The sequence below is a fragment of the Streptomyces graminofaciens genome, assembly GCF_030294945.1.
Classification (GTDB): Bacteria; Actinomycetota; Actinomycetes; order Streptomycetales; family Streptomycetaceae; genus Streptomyces; species Streptomyces graminofaciens.
The window spans coordinates 8,275,295-8,293,732 of record NZ_AP018448.1; the positions used below are offsets into that span (position 1 = coordinate 8,275,295).

Genomic DNA, 18,438 nt, shown 5'->3' on the forward strand with positions numbered 1-18,438 from the left:
TCGAAAGTGGGTGCGGGGGTTGTATGACCGGAGGGGCAGTAAAAAAGGGCAACCCCTGGAAACCTCGGTCTCCAGGGGTCGCGGGGGCTGCGGCTGTGCTCAGCCGACGTCGGCCGGGTCCAGCCGGTAGATCGACGCGGTCGAGCTGTCGGAGTTGCCGGAACCGGTGGAGTTGCCGGAACCGGCGGAGCTGTCGGAGTCGGCGGACGAACCGGCGCCGTACTCGCTCGCCTCCACCGCCGTGCCGTTCTCCTGCACCCAGGCCGTGACCTCCGAGCTGAGGCCGGAGCCCCCGCCGGGACCGCCGCCCATGCCGCCGCCGAGCTGGACGTAGTGCAGCTCGCCCTTCTTCACCAGTTCCTTGAGCTTGGTGAGGGTCATGGCCCGGTCGCTGCCGGACCAGCCCCACATGGAGATCACGGGCTCGCCGCTGTTCAGGATGAGCTGGGAAGCGCTCTGCGAACTGGACACCGCCAGCAGCCACGTGGCGCCGTCCTGGTTCTTCTTCAGATAGGAGATCAGCTCGCTGTCGGCACCACCGCCCATGCCGCCGCCACCGCCCATGCCGCCGCCACCTCCCATGCCACCGCCGCCGCCACCGGGGCTGCCGCCCTGCTGGGCCTGGCCGCCCTGCTGGGTACCGCCCGGCGCGCCGCTCGGAGGCGTACCCATCTGCCCGCCACCCTGCTGCTGACCGTCGGCCTGCCCGCTCTGGCTGCCCGTACCGCCTTGCTGACCGCCTTGCTGAGTGCCCTGCTGGCCGCCGGGCCCGCCGCCCTGGCCGCCACCGCCACCGCCTCCGGGGAAGCCACCGCGGCCGCCACCCCCACCACCGGGACCGCCCATGCCACCGCCCGTCGAAGGCCCGGCCGTGGGGTTCGTACCGCCCATGCCACCCCCCGTCCCGGACAGCTCGGTCGCGGCGTACGCGGCCGGTCCCGCCACCGACGCGACGATCGCGGCGGCGAGGGAGGCCGCGAGCAGCCGTACGCTCCGCCCGGACCCGCCGGAGCGGAAGACGATCAGGCCCACGATCGAGGCGGCCATGACGACGGCGATCGTCGGCCACAGCCAGACGTTCCAGTCCGTCGCCCGGCGCAGCAGGACGACGGCCCACACACCCGTGACCGCGAACGCGCCCGGCAGCACCCACAGCCAGCGCTTGTCGGCGCGGAAGGCGCGCAGCAGCATGACCCCGCCGCCCGCGCACAGCGCCGCGACGCCCGGGGCGAGCGCGGTCGTGTAGTACGGGTGCATGGTGCCCTCGGCGAGGCTGAAGGTCAGGTAGTGCAGGACCGTCCAGCCGCCCCACAGCACGAGCGCGGCCCGCGCCGGGTCCGTACGCGGGGCACGGCCGCGCAGCAGCAGCCCGCCGGCGAGCGCGATGGCCGCGAAGGGGAGCAGCCAGGAGATCTGGCCGCCGAGGACGTCGTTGAACATCCGGCCGAGGCCCGCGGTGCCGGAGAAGCCGCCGCCTCCACCGCCCCCGCCTCCGCCGTTGCCCTCGCCGCCGAGGATCCGGCCGAGGCCGTTGTAGCCCATGATCAGGTCCCAGGCGGTGCCGTCCGTGGAGCCGCCGATGTACGGCCGCTCGTCGGCGGGTACGAGGGAGACGGCCGCCGCCCACCAGAAGCTGGCGGCGGCGAGGGCGAGGCCCGCGAGCAGAAGGTTCACGATCCGCTTCACGAGGCCGACGTTGGCCGCGTACAGGTACACGGCGAAGACGGCGGGCAGGGCGATGTAGCCCTGGAGCATCTTCGTGTTGAAGGCGAGCCCGAAGTAGACCGCCGAGCCGAGCAGCGGCAGCAGCTTGCCGTCGTGCACGGCCCGCAGGGCGAGGGCGGCACCGGCCACCATCAGGAAGACGAGGAGGGTGTCGGGGTTGTTGTCGCGGTTGATGGCGACCGTGATCGGGGTCAGGGCGAGGACGAGCGCGGCGATCGCGGCGGCCCCGTGCCCCCACACCCACTTCACGGACGAATGGAGGATCCAGATCGTGCCGAGCGCGGAGGCGATCAGCGGGGCCATCATCTGCCACGTCCCGAAGCCGAAGACGCGGCAGGACAGGCCCATCACCATCAGTACGAAGGGCGGCTTGTCGACGGTGAGGAAGTTGCCCGCGTCCAGCGAACCGAAGAACCACGCCTTCCAGCTCTGCGTACCGCTGAGCACGGCCGCGCTGTAGAAGCTGTTGAGACTGGAGGAGGAGAGGTTCCAGGAGTACAGAACCGCGGCCAGGATCATGATCCCGATCAGGGCGGGCAGCGACCAGCGCGGCGCGCTTTCCGGCGGTTGTACGGGCGTGGCGGGCGGTGGGGCCGCCGAGGTCACCGTGGCTTCGGGACTGTCGGCGGTGTGGGGGTGCGGTTCGGTGGCAGATGTCACCATCGCACCGTCCGACGAGGGCATGGGCGCGCACTGTGGCGTACCTGGCAGCGGCCTGTGAATTCACACTGCGGGAAGTAAAACGGGGCCCGTGAAAACGGCGAACCCCCCGGCGTGGGGCTGGGGGGTTCGCCGTTGCTCAGGGCTTACCAGATCGCCTCGACCCACTCCGGGTGGTCGATGAACGGGTTCCGGTTGCCCTGGTAGTCGTTGTAGATGAGGTCGTTGCGGCGCTCTTCCCAGGAGTCCGGCGGGTCCTCGTCGTTCCAGGCCTTCAGTACGGAGAGGCGGCCGTGGAAGCGGGTGCCGCCGTTGTTGACGGAGTCGTTGGGCTCCAGGTTGGGCCAGCTGTCGTCGCCCTCGTAGCGGACGGCCATGTAGAGGATCATGCGGGCCACGTCGCCCTTGACCGCGTCGCGCGGCTCGAACGAGTTGGAGTCGACGAGGCTGCCACCGCTGTTGGTGAAGCTGCTGCCGCCGTTGTCGAAGTCCAGGTTGCCGCGCGTGGAGTTGACGGACACGTCCTCGGCGCGCAGGTGGTGCAGGTCGGTGCCCGGACCGGCGGAGGTGCCGAAGTCACCGTGGGACTGGGCCCACACGTGCTCGCGGTTCCAGTTGCCGGAGTTGCCGCCGTTGAGGGACTTGCTGCGGGAGATGCCGCTGTACAGCAGCTTCACGTTGCTGCTGTTGTTGGGGTCCTGGTCGGTGACCTTCAGCGCGTTCCAGACCGCCGAGTAGGAGATCGTGGTCTGGTCGCTGATGATCGTGTGCAGCGAGGACTTGAGCGACGTGCCGGTCTTGCCGATGGCGTTCGCGTAGTACGTGGTGTCGTACGCGGTCGTCGTCGCCGAGGCGGGGGTGGCGGTGGCGGCCGGCACAACGATGCCGACGAGCACAGCCGACGTCGCGAGAGCGACCGTCTTCCAACTGCGTATCCGCGCAGCGGGCATGAGGGGTGTCCCTTCCCAGAGGGCCGCGAAGTACGAGGAGTTGCTGGAGGGAGTCTCGTTCTACGCGGGTTGACTGTGTGGGTAACCGAGAGATTGGCATGGACGGGTCAGCGCATGTGTTACGGCGGGAAGGCGATTTGGTGACGTTATGGAGAACGGGACAACCTTCGTGCCCCAACTCCCCCCTCGTTGCTCCACGTCGAGGGCAGACCCTGATTGACGTGGGAAATCGGCTGTGCTGCACGGCCGTTGACGCGGAAACGACAGCGAGCCGCCGACATGTGTCGGCGGCTCGTGTCATGCACCCCGGTGGGTGCGGTCGATTCAGCGGAGCTGGTAGTCGACCAGGGAGACGAAGTACCGCTGGGCCGCACCGCAGGCGACCTTCGAGGTCTTGTCGACGCCGACCCACGGGCCGTACGCGAAGTGCGAGCTGCCCGTGACGCCGTCCTCGCAGGTCACCTTGACCCGCACCTGACCGGTACCGGCGTGGCAGATCGCGAGCCCCGTGTTCTCGTCGGGCTTGCCCACCTGGCACTGGCTCGGCTTTGCACTGGCAGCGGTCGCGCCCGCGATCGGCAGGGCGACGGCGATGCCCGCCACCACCAGCGGCGTCATGGCGAGCGAGGTCAGCTTCTTCTTGTTCATGGGTGATTCCCCCTTCTCCGGGCCTGCTGGTCAGGCAGGCGGCGAGGACCCCCTGGACGGGGCCCAGGCAATGGTCACGGGGAGGCTACTCGCGATTTGATCAGCGTGTCCATGACTTTTTGGCGGGGCTGGCCGTACCTAGGACAGGCCTTGACCCTTCAATCGCTCCCGCAGTTCCTCGACATCGGCGAGGAACCATGTCTGCCGTCCTCGGTTGCACTCGCGGACGAAGTCGCGCAGCGCCGAACTGGCGGCCGTGTGATGGGAGATGTCGCCGATGACGGCGATTCCCACACGGTAGTTGACGAACTTCTGGATGATGTCGCCGGCGACGCGGGTGCGGAGTTCGAAGAAAGCCTCGTCGAACCGTCCGACGGGGATGGCGACCCATTGGGCGCCCAGATAGCCGGCATTGCCCACCAGGTCCAGGGCGTCGCCTTCACTGCCGATCGCGTCGCCCTCGGGGTCGCACATCAGAACGGGCACGTCGTGGATCGTCTGCAGAGTGGTCATGGAGACCGAGGCTAACGAGTTTTCCCGCGATGGGGCGGGGTGAAGCGGGCGATGGTGTGGTGCCGACCTGCTCGATCTCCGTGCTGGCACCATGACGGCATGGAACGTGTGCTTGGAATCGGTGGATATTTCATGCGGGCTGCCGACCCGGCGGCCCTGAACGCGTGGTACCGCGACTGCCTGGGCCTGGACGCCGATGAGCACGGCCTGTGGCGTCAGGGAACCGGGCCGACGGTGTTCGCGACGTTCGAGTCCGAGACCGACTACTTCGGCTCCCGCACCCAGCAGACCATGCTCAACTTCCGGGTCCGCGACCTGGACGCGATGCTCGCGCAACTGCGCGCCAAGGGAGCGGACGTGGCCGGGGAAACGCAGGACATGGAGGGCGTCGGCCGATTCGGCTGGGTCACCGATCCGGAGGGCAATCGGGTCGAGCTGTGGCAGCCGGTGTGAGCGACGCGATGAACGAGGCCCAGCCGGGGCGTGAGATGAGCAGGGCGGGGCCGTGGGGGTTCTTGGAGTCGCGGACGGGGATGCCTGACGGGTGGTCGTCGAGGACTTCCACGCAACTGTCGGGGTTGGTTGAGCTGTGCGAGGACTTTCGCCAGCCGGTGAGGGTGGATGCGTCGGGGATGGTGTGTTCAGTCATGGCGTCCGTAATCCTTTGCTGTGGCCCGCAGCAGGGCGATTGACTCCCTCAGTGGCATCGCGTCGCTCAATGCGAGAGCGTAGACGTCTTCGAGTCGCTTGACGACGGCGGGTGTGTCGTGGATTTTGCCCATGCTTACGCCCTCGCCGTAGCCCACCGGCGGCTGATCCTCGAACGCCATGAGCGTCAACATGCCTTGTAGGAGCGGGTAGGCGCCGACTCCGAACGGCAGTACGTGGATACGTACCCGGCCGCTCTCCGTCAGGCGGACCATGTGCATGAGCTGCTCCGCCATGACGTCTCGCCCCCCGACGGAGCGACGCAGAACTGCCTCGTCCAGCACCGCCCAAAACACGGGTGTCACCGGATCGTCCAGGATTTTCGCGCGCTCAAGGCGTGTGACAACGCGCCTGTCACATTCCTCTTCACTCACAGGAGGGAAGGTCGCGCTCAGAACCGCACGTGCGTACCCCTTCGTCTGAAGAACGCCTGGCACGAACGCGCTGGCGTACTCCCTGATCGTCATGGCCTGTTGTTCGAGTAGGCGCACGGACTCGAAGTAATCCGTAACCGCCACATCGTCCTGCGGCAGAAAGCTGCTCAACACATCCCCCGTGTTCAGAGCCCTGTCCAACCGCCGCGCGTCCTCCTTCGACGGCACTCGGCGGCCCGCCTCGATGTGGGCCACGTGGGAGCGCGTCATGACCGCCATGTCGGCCAGTTGCTGCTGCGTCAGCCCCGCCGTCTCGCGCTGTTGTTTGAGCCAGTCGCCGTAGATCGTGCCCATCGCCCAACTCCCTTGTGACAAATGCGCTGTCACCAGCCGACCCCTGGCGAGCGTAGCCCGGCATGTCTCAGGCTGTGAGCGGATCGCTACACAAAGCGAAAACCCCCGCGACCGTACGACCGGTCCGGGGGCGTGGTCATCAACCGCTACACAAGGACGGAAACGACGACATGGGCAACCTTATCGCCCGCTTCTTCATGCTGCTCCGGAAACGCCGGATCCTGGAGCCGAGCCTCCCTCCGGTCGTCTTCCCCCACCCCACCGGTCCGACCGTCCGCCACCTCGGCTCACCCCCGCTGCGCGGCGAGGACAACGCCCTGACGCGACCCTGGCTCAAGGATGGCCACACCCCGGAGTTCAGGCTCCAACTGGCCCGGGCCCGTGCGCTGTACGAGAGGGAGGTGGCGGCATGGGGGTGAGCCACGGGAACGGAACCGTGGCGCGGCTGCTGCCCTGGACCGAGGCCGGCGGCAAGCCGTGCTACGTCGTGGGCGACGGCGAGGGCTACGTGTCCCGGCTGGCCGACGACATCGAGAGCGTGCAGCTCGGCATGGCCGGCGAACTGCTGGGCCACGCGGCCGACATACTGGCCGACCACCGCGTCACCGGCGCGGAACTCCGCTTCCTGCTCGCCCGGATGACGGAGTCGCTGACCGACGTCCACCGGATCGCGGAGAGCCGGGGCGCTCGGCTGTCATCCGTGCCGCCGACGAACGCGGCCTCCGTGTCGGACGCCGGAGCCGTCCGGTGACCATGACCCGGCCGGCTTCCATACGCCGTTGAAGACGGCCAGTTCCAGCAGGTCGGGGCTCGACCTGGGCCATCCGATCCCGGCGGACGCGAGTTGGTCGGCGGCGGCGGTCATCCAGCGCAGGTAGACCTCGTAGCGATGCGGCGTCCAGCCGCCGTCCGACCAGATCCACGTCGCCACGGCCGGCGCGGACGTCAGCCCGATGTCCGTTCCGACCCGCGAGGCGTGGTCGCGCATGACGCGTGCGACTCTCTGGTCCAGGATCAGCGCACGAGGAGTGTGCGGAGCGTCCGTCGCCAGGTCGAGGAAGTAGAGGAACTTGGTGAAGAACGCCGGCCCCAGTCCCTTCACCGCGCCGTGCAACGCACGATAGGCCGCGACGGCCCCCTCCGACCGGAGAGCGATCCCCGCCCGGTTCAACGCGTCGGCGGTGGACGGCTGAGCCAGGATCTCCTTGAGCCGGTGGGGGCCGTAGCCGTTTCGGCCCTGGCCCCAGACATACGGGGCCACGAGAGCCTCGGACCACTCCGCGTGCTCCGTCGCCTCGCGCACGGCCTCGGCCACCCGGGTGCGGCTGAGTGCCACGGGCTGGGCGTGCGAGCGGTCAAGAAGCCGGTCGGGCCACGGTTCGATCCCCGACCAGTGTGCCGGGACGTAGTCGACGGCATGCGTCCCGGCGCCCGCCGCACAGCGCGCGCCGACGCCGACCAGCCATTCACCGAGGTCCCGCACCGCGGAGTCCGGCAACCGCCGTTTCAGCGACTCGGCGTCCATCACGTCCGCCACTTCCTGCCGTCGCACGCCCGGTCTCCTCTCTCCGATCCTCAGCCGAGGTCCTCGGTGGTGAAGTGCCGGTGATACTTCATCCCTCCGTCGGTGCCGCGCAACACCCAGAACGCGTCCAGGTCCTGCTTCTTCGCGTCCAGGAAGCCGGGCGCGCCGAACACCACGTCCACGTGTTTGTCGCCGTCGGTGTCGAGAAGCGGGCCCACGACGGTGATGCGGTTACGGGTCGGGCCTCGGCCGGTGGCGGGGGTGTCGCTCCCGGGGACGCCGGGGCTGTCGAGGTTCACCGCCTGGACGGCCTCGGCGTCCGCCGCGAGCAGATCGGGGACCAGCCAGACCACACCGTTGTTGTCGTTGGCGCCGGTCGCCGAGGTGACCAGGTCGGCCCTGCCGTCGCCGGTGACGTCACCCAGCGCGGTGCCGCCCATACCGCCGTACTGCGTCGCGTCCGTCAGTCCCGGCGGCGAGCCGGTGAGCACCCCGTCCTGCTTGCCGCTCTCGGGCCCGGAACGGGTGCTGAGCCGGTAGCCGACGGCCAGTTGCTTTCGAGGCGCGCTGAAGCCCGCCGTGAACAGGTCGTCGATGCCGTCGCCGTCCACGTCGCCCGGCTGCCCCTCCAGGCCGATGTCCGGCGGCTCGCGGCGCTCGGTGAGCCTCAGCCCTTGCGGGCCGCCGCGCAGATACTGCAGACCGCTGACGACCACATCGCCGTCGCCCTCCATGTCCGGATCGGTCCAGTGGAACCACAGCGCCAGATCGGTCGCCTTGTCGCCGTCGAAGTCGCCGGTCAGGAAGCGGGCCGGAACCGAGTCCGGCCAACGGCCGCCGGTCAGGTTCTGGCGGCGGGCGGGTGCGCCGCCGCGCTCGACGGGGCCGTACCACACCGTGCCCTCCGGGCCTGTGGCCCCGCCCGGGACGAACAGGTCGGCGTTGCCGTCCCCGTCGAAGTCCCCGGTGGCCGCGGGGCTTCTCGGCGCCCCGGTGAGCGGCTGCGGGTCGCCCACGCCGCGCGGCCCGCCCCACAGTACGGCCGGGTCGCGGTCCTGGGGGGCCTGGACCAGATCGGTGTAGCCGTCGTGGTCCAGATCGGCGCGGAACAGCTGTATCTGCTCGGGCCCCCTCTTCGAGGTCGGCAGCGGGACTACGGTGCGCAGGCGCGGATCCAGTCCGTCCGCCGAGCCGTACACCACCACCAGGCTCGGGCCCGCCACCACCGCGGCGAAGTCGTCGTAACCGTCGCCGTTGAGATCCCCGGGCCGTGGGTGCTCCGAAGGCTTGCCGGCCGGTGGCCGCTCACCCCGGGAGCGGGCCGTGTGCCGCCGCCCGTCGTCGCTGTCGTCGCTGTCGCCGTCGGCCGCACGCTCCGCAGGGCCGCACCCGGCCGCCAGCAGCGCGGCTGCCAGCATGACGGCGGCGAATCCGCGCGGGCGTCCGGCGCGCGGGCGTCCGGCGAGCGGGCGTGCGGCGACGCGAACCGCCAGGGGCGCCGGAGGCCTGTGCCCGCGCCCCGCGCCCGGACGCGGGTCGGCTCTCGGGACTGCCGCCGGCGGCGACAGCCCCGCCCTCCGTGCCACCCGCACCAGCCACTCCATGGGACCTCGCACATCCACGACGCCGAAACACACACTGGACCGCCGACAGGCCGAAAAGGTTGCCGCCCACGACGGCAGGTGGCCCGCGCCCCAGGCGAGCCAACCCCGCGCGGACCGCACGCCCGCGACTACGGCCGCCACCCGGCCCGTCCGGAGAGCCGACGGCCGGGTACATGTAACCCATAACCGGTAACCGGTATTACCGGTTACCGTCGGATCGGCTCCTCAGACCGGTGGGGCGGTGAGAAGCTCCAGCAGCCAGCGGGCACTCGCCTCCTCGACGGCGCCGGACCCCGCGCTGGAGAAGACGCGCCCCCAGGAAGCCGCCCGCCCGAGCGCGGCCAGCCGCCACGCCAGGCTCACCGCCCGCCGCAGCTCCGTCGACGTCGTCCGCCCGGCGTCCGTCCACGGCTCCAGATACGCGTCCCGCAGCCGCCCCATCACCTCCGCCCCGTACCGCTCCCCGGCCTTCGCCACCGGGATCCGCAGGCTGCAGAACGGGTGGGTGACGGACGCGTCGCCCCAGTCGAAGAAGGTGAAGCGGGCCGGTGCCGGGTGGAAGAACTGGCCGTCGTGGAGGTCAGCGTGGTCGAGGGAGTCGGCGACGCTCAGGGCCACGAGTTCCGCACACCAGTCCACGAGGCGGGGCCGGAGTGCCGCGAGGCTCCCGCGCTGGTCGGGCCGCAGCACGGTGTTCTCGGCCACCAGCCTGTCGAAGACCTCGGGCAGCGCGGCCGTACGCGCGCTGGGTACGCCCACCCGCTCGATGTCCCCGGCGTACGGCACCAGGGCCCGCTGCATCGCCGCGTACCGGCGCAGGACGTCCTCCCACACCTCGGGGCCGGCCCCGTCCCGTTCCAGTACGTGCCGGAACAGCTCGCCCCCGTCGGGCAGCAGGGACCAGCCGCGCTCGGCGTCGACGGCGAGCGGCTCCAGCACATGCTCCGGCACCCACCGGGCCAACGCCTCCGTCAGCGCGCCCTCCCACACACTGGCCGGCGGATTCGCCTTGAACCAGACCGGGGCACGCCCCTCCACGGGGACGCGGATCAGGACGGACCACGGCCGCAGCCGTACCTCCCGGCGGCCGTTCTCCCGCAGTCCGTGCGCGGCGAGCCCGTCCGCCACCCAGTCGAGGGCCGCCGCCCGCCACGCCTCCTGCTCCCACGGCGTCACCGCGTCCTCGTACTGACCCCGGTCCACACTCGTCGATGTCTCGTCCCGCATCGCGCCATCCCAGCACCGGCGGCGGACAGCGGGCCACCCTATTTTCCGCGTCGCGCCCGCCCGCTCAGTGAACGGAGAACCCGCCGTCGACGAACACGGCCTGCCCGGTGACGTACGCCGACGCCCGGCTCGCCAGGAACACCGCCGCGCCCGCGAAGTCCTCGGCCAAGCCGTTGCGCCCGACCATCGTCCGCGCGGCCAGCGCCGCCACCATCTCCGGGTCGGACGACAACCGCGCGTTGAGCGGGCTCGGGACGAAACCCGGCACGAGCGTGTTGCAGGTGACGCCGTACGGCGACCACGCCTCCGCCTGCGAACGGGCCAGCGACTCCACCGCCCCCTTGGAGACCCCGTACGCCCCGCTCCGCACGAACGCCCGGTGTGCCTGCTGCGAGGTGATGTGGATGATCCGCCCGAAGCCCCGCTCGGCCATACCCGGCCCGAACCGCTCGCCCAGCAGATACGGCGCCTCCAGGTTCACCGCCATGGTCGAGTCCCACACCTCCTCGCTCAACTCGCCCATCGGGGGCCGCAGATTGATCCCGGCGGAGTTGACGAGGATGTCGGGCTCGCCGTGCGCCTTGACCGCCCGCTCGGCCGCCGTACGCACGCCCTCCCGGCTGCCCAGATCACCGCTCACCCACGCCGCCCGGCATCCCTCGGCCGTCAACTCCTCGACCGTGGCGACCAGTTGAGCTTCCTTGCGGGCCACGATCACGACGCTCGCCCCGGCCCGCGCGAGGGCCCCGGCGATGGCCCGCCCGATACCGGAACTGCCACCGGTCACCACGGCGACCCGGCCGTCCAACGAGAACAACGAGGAGAGATACGTCTGCGAACTCATGCCCGAACCCTAGGCAAAGTCCTGGGCGGAGTCCTGGGCAGAGTCCTGGGCGAAGCCCTCGTCGGACCGTCGGGAGGCAGGTCCGTCAGATGCCGAACGGCGCCGCATAACGGACGGTCCCGCTAGGCAGCGCGTCGGCGTCGGCGTCGGCCTCGGCGAGGGCGAGCGCCATCAGCGCCTCGTCCGGCACGTCGATCGTCAGCCCGATGCCGTACCGGGACGCACGGCTGAAGCCGAACCTGGGGTAGTACGTCGGATGCCCGAGGACGACGACGAAGCGCTCACCCATGTCCTTGGCGGCCGTCAGCGCGGCGCGGATCGCCGCCGAACCGGCGCCCGTCTTCTGCCGCTCCGGCAGGACCGCGACCGGCCCCAGGCACAGGGCCGGGGTCTCGCCGATGTGGCAGCGGGTCAGCAGCGCGTGGCCGACGACCGTGCCGTCCTCCTCGGTCGTGACGATGGACAGCCCGTCGATCCAGGCCGCGTCTGCGCGCAGCGCCTCGACGAGGTCGGCCTCCTCCGTCCGCCCGAACGCGGTGGCGACGGCGGTACGGATGGCGGGGACGTCCGCGCCGGTCTCGGCGCGTGTGATCCACGAGGTGTGCATGGCGCGACGCTAACACCGAGCCCGAACCGACGACCGCCCGTTCAAGAGCGCCTTTCAGCGGCGCCCTCAACGGCCTTCAACGGTCCTCAGCTGCCTTCAACTGCCTTCAACGGCCCTCAAAGGGAAGGCCGACTGCCCTTCAAGTCCCTTTCGCTGCCCCCGAGTACACACGCACGTACAACTTTCGGTCATCCTTGCGAGTCAACTGAAGCGACTGCGCCACGAGCGCACTCGTCATCGTCGAAGGAATGGGAAGCCTCCATGACTCACCGGATATCCCGGGGCACGCGTGTGCTCGCCGCGATCCTCGGGGCCGGGGTGCTGGTGCCGCTGGCGGCCGCCGGACCGGCCACGGCCGCCGGTACGCCGAAGGTCGTCTGCACCTCCGAACAGCCGGAACTCGCCACGAAGTTGCAGAAGGACATCACGAAGGCGCTCAGTGGCCGCAAGGGCACCGTGGCGGTCGGCCTCTACGACCGCGAGACCAACACCACCTGCACGCTCAGAGCCGCCACCGCCTTCGACTCCGCCAGCGTGGTCAAGGTGACCGTACTCGCGGCCCTCCTCTGGGACGCCAAGAAGCAGAACCGCACCCTCACCGACCGCGAGGCCACCCTCGCGACCGCCATGATCACCAAGTCCGACAACGACGCCACCAGCAAGCTCTGGAGGCAGCTCGGCCTGAAGAAGATCAAGGGCTTCCTGACCGCCGCCGGGATGACGCAGACCAAGCCGGGCGCGAACAACTACTGGGGCCTCACCCAGATCACCGTCCAGGACGAGCAGAAGCTCCTCGCGCTCCTCACCGCGAAGAACACCGTCCTCACCGACAAGGCCCGCGCCTACGTCCTCAAGCTCATGAACAAGGTCGTCGCCGCGCAGCGCTGGGGAACCCCGGCCGGGGCGCCCTCCACGGTGAAGGTGCACGTAAAGAACGGCTGGCTGTCCCGCGCCACGCACGGCTGGCGCGTCCACAGCATCGGCGCCTTCCAGGGTGACGGCCACGACTACACCATTACTGTCCTCACCCACGGCAACAGCACGATGCAGTACGGCGTCAACACCATCCAGGCCGTCGCCAAGGCCATCCACAAGGACCTCGTGCCGGCCCCGCGCACCACGAGTTCGGCCAGTGTTGAGCGGTACGTTCCCACGACCCAGCCGCAGGAGGCAGTCGTCCCCGTACCGTGACGGCATGCGCCCGAGAACCCTGAGGTCACTCCTCGCGACCATCACAGCCGGGCTGGCGGCGGCCACCACCCTGACCGCCGCCGGCCCGGCCGACGCCCGCGCCGACAACGCCTGTTCGCCGTCCGTCTCCATCGACGGCTACTCGGACGCCCTCGACAAGACGACCTACGAGGGCACCTTCGTCGGCAACATCTCCGCCCTCGCCACGGCCCGCGACGGCTCCGTGCTCGCCCTCTCCGACCGCTCCTCGCTCTTCACCCTCGACCGCCGGACGCTCCGGCCGAAGGCCGTCGTCCCCCTCACCACCGAGACGGGCGCCGCACTCGACTCCGAGGGCCTGGCCGTCGACATCCCCCACTCCCGGCTTCGCTCAAGCGGTGGGACCCCCATCGGCACCCGCCTGGTCACCTCCGAGACCGAGCCGTCCATACGCCGCTACGACCGCGCCGGCACCCTGCTGGGCAGCCTCCCGGTACCGGACGAGCTGAAGGTCGCCCCGGCCGGCCGCGCCACCGCGAACCAGACCTTCGAGGGCCTCACCCTCTTCCCCGGCGGCCACACCCTCCTCGCCTCGATGGAGGGCGCCCTCGCCGGCGACCCGCCGGGCCTGGTCCGCCTCCAGACCTGGGACCGCCACGCCCACCGCGACTTCAAGCTCTCCACCCAGTACGCGTACCAGGCCGACCCGAACCTCGGCGTGGTCGAGGTCGCCGCCCTCCCGGCCAACCACCTCCTGGTCCTGGAACGAGGCTTCACCGCGGGCGTGGGCAACACGGTCCGCCTCTACGAGACCACCCTGCGCCACAGCGACCCGGAGCACCCCCTCGGGAAAACCCTCCTGACCGACCTGGTGACCTGCCCGTCACTGGGAGCAACGGCGAAGCAGCCCCAGCCGAACCCGTTGCTGGACAACATCGAGGGAATGACGATCACAGGCCGGGAGAAGGGCCACCTGAAGGTCCTCCTGGTGAGCGACGACAACCAGAACGCAGTGCAGACGACCCGCTTCTACAGCCTCCGGGTAAGGACAGCGCACCGTTAGGGGCGCGGGGCCGTATCGATGTGCGGCTCCGCCGCGTGGGCGCGACAAGCCCCCACGCACCCGCACCCGCACCCGAAAACGCGCCCATTTGTTGCGGGGGGATGAAATCCGCCTCGGTCCGCGTTGGTGTCTTCCGGAAGATCAGGCCTGAAGGAGGACACCGGCGTGGCAGCGCAAGCGGGGGACGGCAAGGGCACCTGGGCCCGAAGGCTCATGGGCTACACCTGGCGCTACAAGAAGGGCGTGGTCCTGGCCCTCGGCTCCTCGCTCGCCGGCATGGCCCTCATGGCCCTCGTCCCCCTGATCACCAAGGTGATCATCGACGACGTGGTCAGCGACCACACCCGGGGCATGGCCCCCTGGGCAGGCGCCCTGATCGGCTCCGCCGTCCTCGTCTACGTCTTCACCTACATCCGCCGCTACTACGGCGGCCGCCTCGCCCTCGACGTCCAGCACGACCTCCGTACGGAGATGTACGGCACGATCACCCGCCTCGACGGCCGCCGCCAGGACGAGCTGTCCACCGGGCAGGTCGTCGGCCGTGCCACCAGCGACCTCCAGCTGATCCAGGGCCTGCTCTTCATGCTGCCGATGACGATCGGCAACGCCCTCCTCTTCCTGATCTCCCTCGTCGTGATGGCGTGGCTGTCGCTCCCCCTCACCCTCGTCGCCCTCGCCGTCGCCCCGGCCCTCTGGTGGATCGCGGGGCGCAGCCGCACCAAGCTGCACCCGGCCACCTGGTACGCCCAGGCGCAGGCCGCCGCCGTCGCGGGCGTCGTCGACGGCGCGGTCAGCGGCGTACGCGTGGTGAAGGGCTTCGGGCAGGAGGACCAGGAGACCGGCAAGCTGCGCGAAGTGGGCCGGAAGCTCTTCGCCGGCCGCCTCCGCACGATCCGCTTCAACTCCAGGTACACCCCGGCCCTCCAGGCGGTACCGGCCCTCGGCCAGGTCGCGATGCTGGCGCTCGGCGGCTGGCTGGCCGTGCGCGGGCACATCACGCTCGGTACGTTCGTCGCCTTCTCCACCTACCTCGCCCAGCTCGTCGGCCCGGTCCGCATGCTCGCGCTCGTCCTCACCGTCGGCCAGCAGGCACGGGCCGGTACCGAACGCGTCCTGGAGCTGATCGACACCGAGCCGACGCTCACCGACGGCACCAAGACCCTCCCCGCCGACGCGCCCGCGACGGTCGAGTTCGACGACGTGTCGTTCGGCTACGACCATGAGCGCCCGGTCCTGGACGGGCTCAGCTTCGAGATCCGCCCCGGCGAGACCCTCGCCGTCGTCGGCTCCTCCGGCTCCGGCAAGTCCACGGTCTCCCTCCTCCTCCCGCGCTTCTACGACGTCACGCGCGGCGCCGTCCTCATCGGCGGCCACGACGTCCGCGAGCTGACCACCGACTCGCTGCGCGCCGCGATCGGCCTGGTCCCCGAGGACTCGTTCCTCTTCTCCGACACGGTCCGCAACAACATCGCGTACGGCCGCCCGGACGCCACCGACGAGCAGATCGAGACGGCGGCCCGCGCCGCCCAGGCGGACCGTTTCATCGCCGAGCTGCCCCATGGCTACGACACCAAGGTCGGAGAGCAGGGCCTGACCCTCTCCGGCGGCCAGCGCCAGCGCGTCGCGCTCGCCCGCGCGATCCTCACCGACCCGCGCCTCCTCGTCCTCGACGACGCGACCTCCGCCGTGGACGCCCGCGTCGAGCACGAGATCCACGAGGCGCTGAAGCAGGTCATGGAGGGCCGGACGACCCTGCTGATCGCCCACCGCCGCTCCACCCTCGGCCTCGCCGACCGCATCGCCGTCCTCGACGAGGGCCGCCTCGCCGACATCGGCACCCACAAGGAGCTCGAACAGCGCTCGGCCCTCTACCGCCGCCTGCTCACCGACCCGGACGAGATGGGCGGAGTCTCACCCGGCCACATCAGCCGGGCCGCGACGCAGGACAACGCCATACGCGACTCGATACGGGACGAACTGGACGCCGAGTTCGACGCGGAACGCGGTATCACCCCCCGCCTGTGGAGCGGCGACCGCTCCCCGCGCGACCTCGCCCTCGACGGCACCCCCGCCACCCCCGAACTCCTCGCCCAGGTCGAGGCGCTGCCCCCGGCCGCCGACACCCCCGGCGTCGACGAGGCACGGGCGGTCACCCCGGAGGACTCGTACGGCCTCAAGCGCCTGCTCCGGGGCTTCGGTGCGCCTCTGCTGCTCAGCCTGGCCCTGGTCGCCCTCGACGCGGGCATGGGGCTGTTGCTCCCCGTCCTGATCCGGCACGGCATCGACCAGGGCGTCTCCCAGCTGGCCCTGGGCGCGGTCTGGGCGGCCTCCGGGCTCGCCCTGCTCTCGGTGCTCGCCCAGTGGGCGGCGCAGGTGGGCGAGATCCGCATGACCGGCCGTACCGGCGAACGCGTCCTGTACTCCCTGCGCCTGAAGATCTTCGCCCAGCTCCAGCGGCTCGGACTCGACTACTACGAGCGGGAGTTGACCGGCCGGATCATGACGAGGATGACGACGGACGTCGACGCCCTCTCGACGTTCCTCCAGACCGGCCTGGTCACGGCGTTCGTCTCGGTCGTCACCTTCTTCGGCATCATGGTCGCGCTGGTCGTGATCGACGTACAGCTCGCCCTCGTCGTCTTCGCCACGCTCCCGCCGCTGATCATCTGTACGGTCTTCTTCCGCCGGGCGAGCGTGAAGGCGTACGAGCTGGCCCGTGAGCGGGTCTCGGTCGTCAACGCGGACCTCCAGGAGTCGGTGGCCGGGCTGCGGATCGTGCAGGCGTTCCGGCGTGAGCGCGACGGCGGCGAGCGGTTCGCGGCGGGCAGCGACAGCTACCGCCAGGCACGCGTCCACGGCCAGTGGCTGATCTCGGTGTACTTCCCGTTCGTCCAGCTCCTGTCGTCGGTGGCGGCCGCGGCCGTACTGATCGTCGGCGCCCACCGGGTCGACGCGGGCACCCTCACCACGGGCGCCCTGGTCGCGTACCTCCTCTACATCGACCTGTTCTTCGCCCCCGTGCAGCAGCTCTCCCAGGTCTTCGACGGCTATCAGCAGGCCACGGTCTCCCTCGGCCGTATCCAGGAACTCCTCCAGGAACCCACGTCCACGAAGGCCGCCAACGAGCCGCTGGAGGTGCTGTCCCTGCGCGGGGAGATCACCTTCGAGGACGTGGACTTCGCGTACGGCGCCGACATCGAAGGGGAAGCGGCGCTCACCGGGGTGGCCCTGAACATCCCCGCCGGGCAGACCGTCGCCTTCGTCGGCGAGACCGGCGCGGGCAAGTCCACCCTCGTCAAGCTGGTCGCCCGCTTCTACGACCCCACCGGCGGCCGGGTCACCGTCGACGGCTCGGACCTGCGCGACCTCGACATCACGTCGTACCGGCACCGGCTGGGCGTCGTCCCGCAGGAGGCGTACCTCTTCCAGGGCACGGTCCGGGACGCCATCGCGTACGGCCGCCCGGACGCCACCGACGCCCAGGTGGAGGCGGCCGCCCGTGCCGTGGGCGCGCACGACATGATCGCCACCCTCGACGGCGGTTACCTCCACGAGGTCGCCGAGCGCGGCCGTAACCTCTCGGCGGGCCAGCGCCAGCTGATCGCCCTGGCCCGCGCGGAACTGGTCGACCCGGACATCCTGCTCCTCGACGAGGCGACGGCGGCCCTGGACCTCGCCACGGAGGCCCAGGTCAACCAGGCCACCGACCGCCTCGCGGGCCGCCGCACGACCCTCGTCGTCGCCCACCGACTCACCACCGCCGCCCGCGCCGACCGTGTCGTGGTCATGGCCCACGGCCGTGTCGCCGAGGACGGCACCCATGAGGAACTGCTGGCGCTCGGCGGCCGGTACGCGGAGCTGTGGCGGACATTCGTGGGGGAGCCCGCGCTGAAGTCGTAGGCGAGCCGGTTTCGACGTCGTAGCCGCCCTCCGTAGCCTGTTGTCCCCGGGGGGCGGGCAACCGTTCGACCCGGTTGGTGCGTCCGTACATCAGTACGCTCTTGGTGGTGGGAGGGGCAGCGGTGGGCAGGGGTGGGAAACGGCGTTCGATCGCGCTGGTGCTGGCCGTGCTGACGATGGCCGGGCTGCTCACGATGACCGGCCCGGCGGTGGGCGGCGCGGAGGCGGCGGCCTCGGTGGCCTCCTCCTGCGCTGGGCGCAAGGTGCGCACGCTGACCTTCGCGGGCGGGACCGTACGGGTGCACAAGCGCGGCAGACATGTGTGCGCCGTCCTGACCCCTCGGAAGCGGGCCCCCGGTAAGGGCGGCAAGAAGGGGACCAAGAACGGCTACAAGGGCGCGTCCGTCAGCGTACGGGCGTGGGGTGGCCGCCCGGCCGTGAACCCGCTGAGCCCCGTCGGCCCCGTGACCGTGCACGCCGGCCGGCGGTGTGTGTGGATCGAGGCGCGGGTCGGCACGGAGACATACAGCTCGGGCTGGATCCTCCGCTAGCCGCTAGCCGCTAGC

18 protein-coding genes are annotated in these 18,438 nt (G+C 70.6%); 7 read left to right on the top strand and 11 right to left on the bottom strand.

The features are described from left to right. Positions 1-99 precede the first annotated feature (99 nt). From SGFS_RS36360 to SGFS_RS36375, 4 genes are all read right to left on the bottom strand, one after another. Entirely contained in the window at positions 100-2,385 is a 2,286-nt protein-coding gene (locus tag SGFS_RS36360) for a mannosyltransferase YkcB-related protein (RefSeq protein WP_434028232.1), read from the bottom strand. A 146-nt stretch (positions 2,386-2,531) separates the two neighbouring features. Next, positions 2,532-3,335, bottom strand: a complete 804-nt coding sequence (locus tag SGFS_RS36365; protein WP_286256404.1) for an endonuclease I family protein — start codon at positions 3,333-3,335, stop codon at positions 2,532-2,534. Between the two features lie 324 nt (positions 3,336-3,659). Further along, positions 3,660-3,983: a hypothetical protein gene (locus SGFS_RS36370; RefSeq protein ID WP_286256405.1), complete on the bottom strand. Its 324-nt coding sequence runs from the start codon at positions 3,981-3,983 to the stop codon at positions 3,660-3,662. A gap of 138 nt (positions 3,984-4,121) precedes the next feature. Continuing rightward, a complete protein-coding gene (locus SGFS_RS36375; RefSeq protein ID WP_286256406.1) occupies positions 4,122-4,496 on the bottom strand; it encodes a DUF4180 domain-containing protein in 375 nt (124 codons plus the stop codon). A gap of 99 nt (positions 4,497-4,595) precedes the next feature. Here SGFS_RS36375 and SGFS_RS36380 point away from each other — a divergent pair, with 99 nt between their 5' ends. Further along, positions 4,596-4,949 (top strand): VOC family protein, encoded by a 354-nt coding sequence (locus SGFS_RS36380; RefSeq protein ID WP_286256407.1) that lies wholly within the window; start codon positions 4,596-4,598, stop codon positions 4,947-4,949. On the opposite strand, the gene SGFS_RS36385 is transcribed toward SGFS_RS36380, so the two are convergent. Together SGFS_RS36385 and SGFS_RS36390 are read right to left on the bottom strand one after the other, a co-directional pair. Next, positions 4,903-5,145: a DUF397 domain-containing protein gene (locus SGFS_RS36385; protein WP_286256408.1), complete on the bottom strand. Its 243-nt coding sequence runs from the start codon at positions 5,143-5,145 to the stop codon at positions 4,903-4,905. The two genes, SGFS_RS36380 and SGFS_RS36385, sit on opposite strands and share 47 nt — an antisense overlap. Further along, complete coding sequence (locus SGFS_RS36390; protein WP_286256409.1) at positions 5,138-5,932, bottom strand: helix-turn-helix domain-containing protein; 795 nt, start codon at positions 5,930-5,932, stop codon at positions 5,138-5,140. The genes SGFS_RS36385 and SGFS_RS36390 overlap by 8 nt, the downstream gene beginning before the upstream one ends. A gap of 170 nt (positions 5,933-6,102) precedes the next feature. Between SGFS_RS36390 and SGFS_RS36395 the strand changes: the two genes are divergently transcribed. After that, entirely contained in the window at positions 6,103-6,351 is a 249-nt protein-coding gene (locus SGFS_RS36395) for a hypothetical protein (RefSeq protein ID WP_286256410.1), read from the top strand. Next, on the top strand, positions 6,342-6,683 hold the full coding sequence (locus tag SGFS_RS36400; protein ID WP_286256411.1) for a hypothetical protein: 342 nt from the start codon (positions 6,342-6,344) through the stop codon (positions 6,681-6,683). The genes SGFS_RS36395 and SGFS_RS36400 overlap by 10 nt, the downstream gene beginning before the upstream one ends. On the opposite strand, the gene SGFS_RS36405 is transcribed toward SGFS_RS36400, so the two are convergent. The 5 genes from SGFS_RS36405 to SGFS_RS36425 all read right to left on the bottom strand — a co-directional run bounded on the left by SGFS_RS36405 (position 6,627) and on the right by SGFS_RS36425 (position 11,739). Further along, positions 6,627-7,484 (bottom strand): 8-oxoguanine DNA glycosylase OGG fold protein, encoded by an 858-nt coding sequence (locus SGFS_RS36405; protein WP_286256412.1) that lies wholly within the window; start codon positions 7,482-7,484, stop codon positions 6,627-6,629. The two genes, SGFS_RS36400 and SGFS_RS36405, sit on opposite strands and share 57 nt — an antisense overlap. Before the next feature lie 23 nt (positions 7,485-7,507). After that, the gene (locus SGFS_RS36410; protein ID WP_286256413.1) at positions 7,508-8,875 is read right to left on the bottom strand and encodes an FG-GAP repeat domain-containing protein; all 1,368 of its coding nucleotides are present in this window, start codon (positions 8,873-8,875) and stop codon (positions 7,508-7,510) included. A gap of 411 nt (positions 8,876-9,286) precedes the next feature. Further along, the gene (locus tag SGFS_RS36415; protein ID WP_286256414.1) at positions 9,287-10,288 is read right to left on the bottom strand and encodes an aminoglycoside phosphotransferase family protein; all 1,002 of its coding nucleotides are present in this window, start codon (positions 10,286-10,288) and stop codon (positions 9,287-9,289) included. Positions 10,289-10,352: 64 nt separating this feature from the next. Further along, a complete protein-coding gene (locus SGFS_RS36420; RefSeq protein WP_286256415.1) occupies positions 10,353-11,132 on the bottom strand; it encodes an SDR family NAD(P)-dependent oxidoreductase in 780 nt (259 codons plus the stop codon). An 85-nt stretch (positions 11,133-11,217) separates the two neighbouring features. Continuing rightward, positions 11,218-11,739 carry a GNAT family N-acetyltransferase gene (locus SGFS_RS36425; protein ID WP_286256416.1) on the bottom strand — a complete coding sequence of 174 codons (522 nt, stop codon included), beginning with the start codon at positions 11,737-11,739 and terminating at the stop codon, positions 11,218-11,220. Positions 11,740-12,000: 261 nt separating this feature from the next. On the opposite strand from SGFS_RS36425, the gene SGFS_RS36430 reads away from it, so the two are divergent. From SGFS_RS36430 to SGFS_RS36445, 4 genes are all read left to right on the top strand, one after another. Then, positions 12,001-12,930: a serine hydrolase gene (locus SGFS_RS36430; protein ID WP_286256418.1), complete on the top strand. Its 930-nt coding sequence runs from the start codon at positions 12,001-12,003 to the stop codon at positions 12,928-12,930. A gap of 4 nt (positions 12,931-12,934) precedes the next feature. After that, positions 12,935-13,972, top strand: coding sequence for an esterase-like activity of phytase family protein (locus SGFS_RS36435; RefSeq protein ID WP_286256420.1), 1,038 nt, complete (start codon positions 12,935-12,937; stop codon positions 13,970-13,972). A 213-nt stretch (positions 13,973-14,185) separates the two neighbouring features. Next, a complete protein-coding gene (locus SGFS_RS36440) occupies positions 14,186-17,872 on the top strand; it encodes an ABC transporter ATP-binding protein (RefSeq protein WP_286260247.1) in 3,687 nt (1,228 codons plus the stop codon). A 176-nt stretch (positions 17,873-18,048) separates the two neighbouring features. Next, positions 18,049-18,423 carry a hypothetical protein gene (locus SGFS_RS36445; RefSeq protein WP_286260248.1) on the top strand — a complete coding sequence of 125 codons (375 nt, stop codon included), beginning with the start codon at positions 18,049-18,051 and terminating at the stop codon, positions 18,421-18,423. Positions 18,424-18,438: the final 15 nt, after the last annotated feature.

Excerpts from the sequence above, each read along its gene's own strand:
- SGFS_RS36410 (WP_286256413.1), bottom strand. The coding sequence starts at position 8,875 with ATGCTGGCAGCCGCGCTGCTGGCGGCCGGGTGCGGCCCTGCGGAGCGT.
- SGFS_RS36420 (WP_286256415.1), bottom strand. The coding sequence starts at position 11,132 with ATGAGTTCGCAGACGTATCTCTCCTCGTTGTTCTCGTTGGACGGCCGG.
- SGFS_RS36440 (WP_286260247.1), top strand. The coding sequence starts at position 14,186 with ATGGGCTACACCTGGCGCTACAAGAAGGGCGTGGTCCTGGCCCTCGGC.
- SGFS_RS36365 (WP_286256404.1), bottom strand. The coding sequence starts at position 3,335 with ATGCCCGCTGCGCGGATACGCAGTTGGAAGACGGTCGCTCTCGCGACG.
- SGFS_RS36435 (WP_286256420.1), top strand. The coding sequence starts at position 12,935 with ATGCGCCCGAGAACCCTGAGGTCACTCCTCGCGACCATCACAGCCGGG.
- SGFS_RS36380 (WP_286256407.1), top strand. The coding sequence starts at position 4,596 with ATGGAACGTGTGCTTGGAATCGGTGGATATTTCATGCGGGCTGCCGAC.
- SGFS_RS36415 (WP_286256414.1), bottom strand. The coding sequence starts at position 10,288 with ATGCGGGACGAGACATCGACGAGTGTGGACCGGGGTCAGTACGAGGAC.
- SGFS_RS36395 (WP_286256410.1), top strand. The coding sequence starts at position 6,103 with ATGGGCAACCTTATCGCCCGCTTCTTCATGCTGCTCCGGAAACGCCGG.
- SGFS_RS36425 (WP_286256416.1), bottom strand. The coding sequence starts at position 11,739 with ATGCACACCTCGTGGATCACACGCGCCGAGACCGGCGCGGACGTCCCC.
- SGFS_RS36390 (WP_286256409.1), bottom strand. The coding sequence starts at position 5,932 with ATGGGCACGATCTACGGCGACTGGCTCAAACAACAGCGCGAGACGGCG.
- SGFS_RS36445 (WP_286260248.1), top strand. The coding sequence starts at position 18,049 with ATGGCCGGGCTGCTCACGATGACCGGCCCGGCGGTGGGCGGCGCGGAG.
- SGFS_RS36385 (WP_286256408.1), bottom strand. The coding sequence starts at position 5,145 with ATGACTGAACACACCATCCCCGACGCATCCACCCTCACCGGCTGGCGA.
- SGFS_RS36370 (WP_286256405.1), bottom strand. The coding sequence starts at position 3,983 with ATGAACAAGAAGAAGCTGACCTCGCTCGCCATGACGCCGCTGGTGGTG.
- SGFS_RS36375 (WP_286256406.1), bottom strand. The coding sequence starts at position 4,496 with ATGACCACTCTGCAGACGATCCACGACGTGCCCGTTCTGATGTGCGAC.
- SGFS_RS36430 (WP_286256418.1), top strand. The coding sequence starts at position 12,001 with ATGACTCACCGGATATCCCGGGGCACGCGTGTGCTCGCCGCGATCCTC.
- SGFS_RS36400 (WP_286256411.1), top strand. The coding sequence starts at position 6,342 with ATGGGGGTGAGCCACGGGAACGGAACCGTGGCGCGGCTGCTGCCCTGG.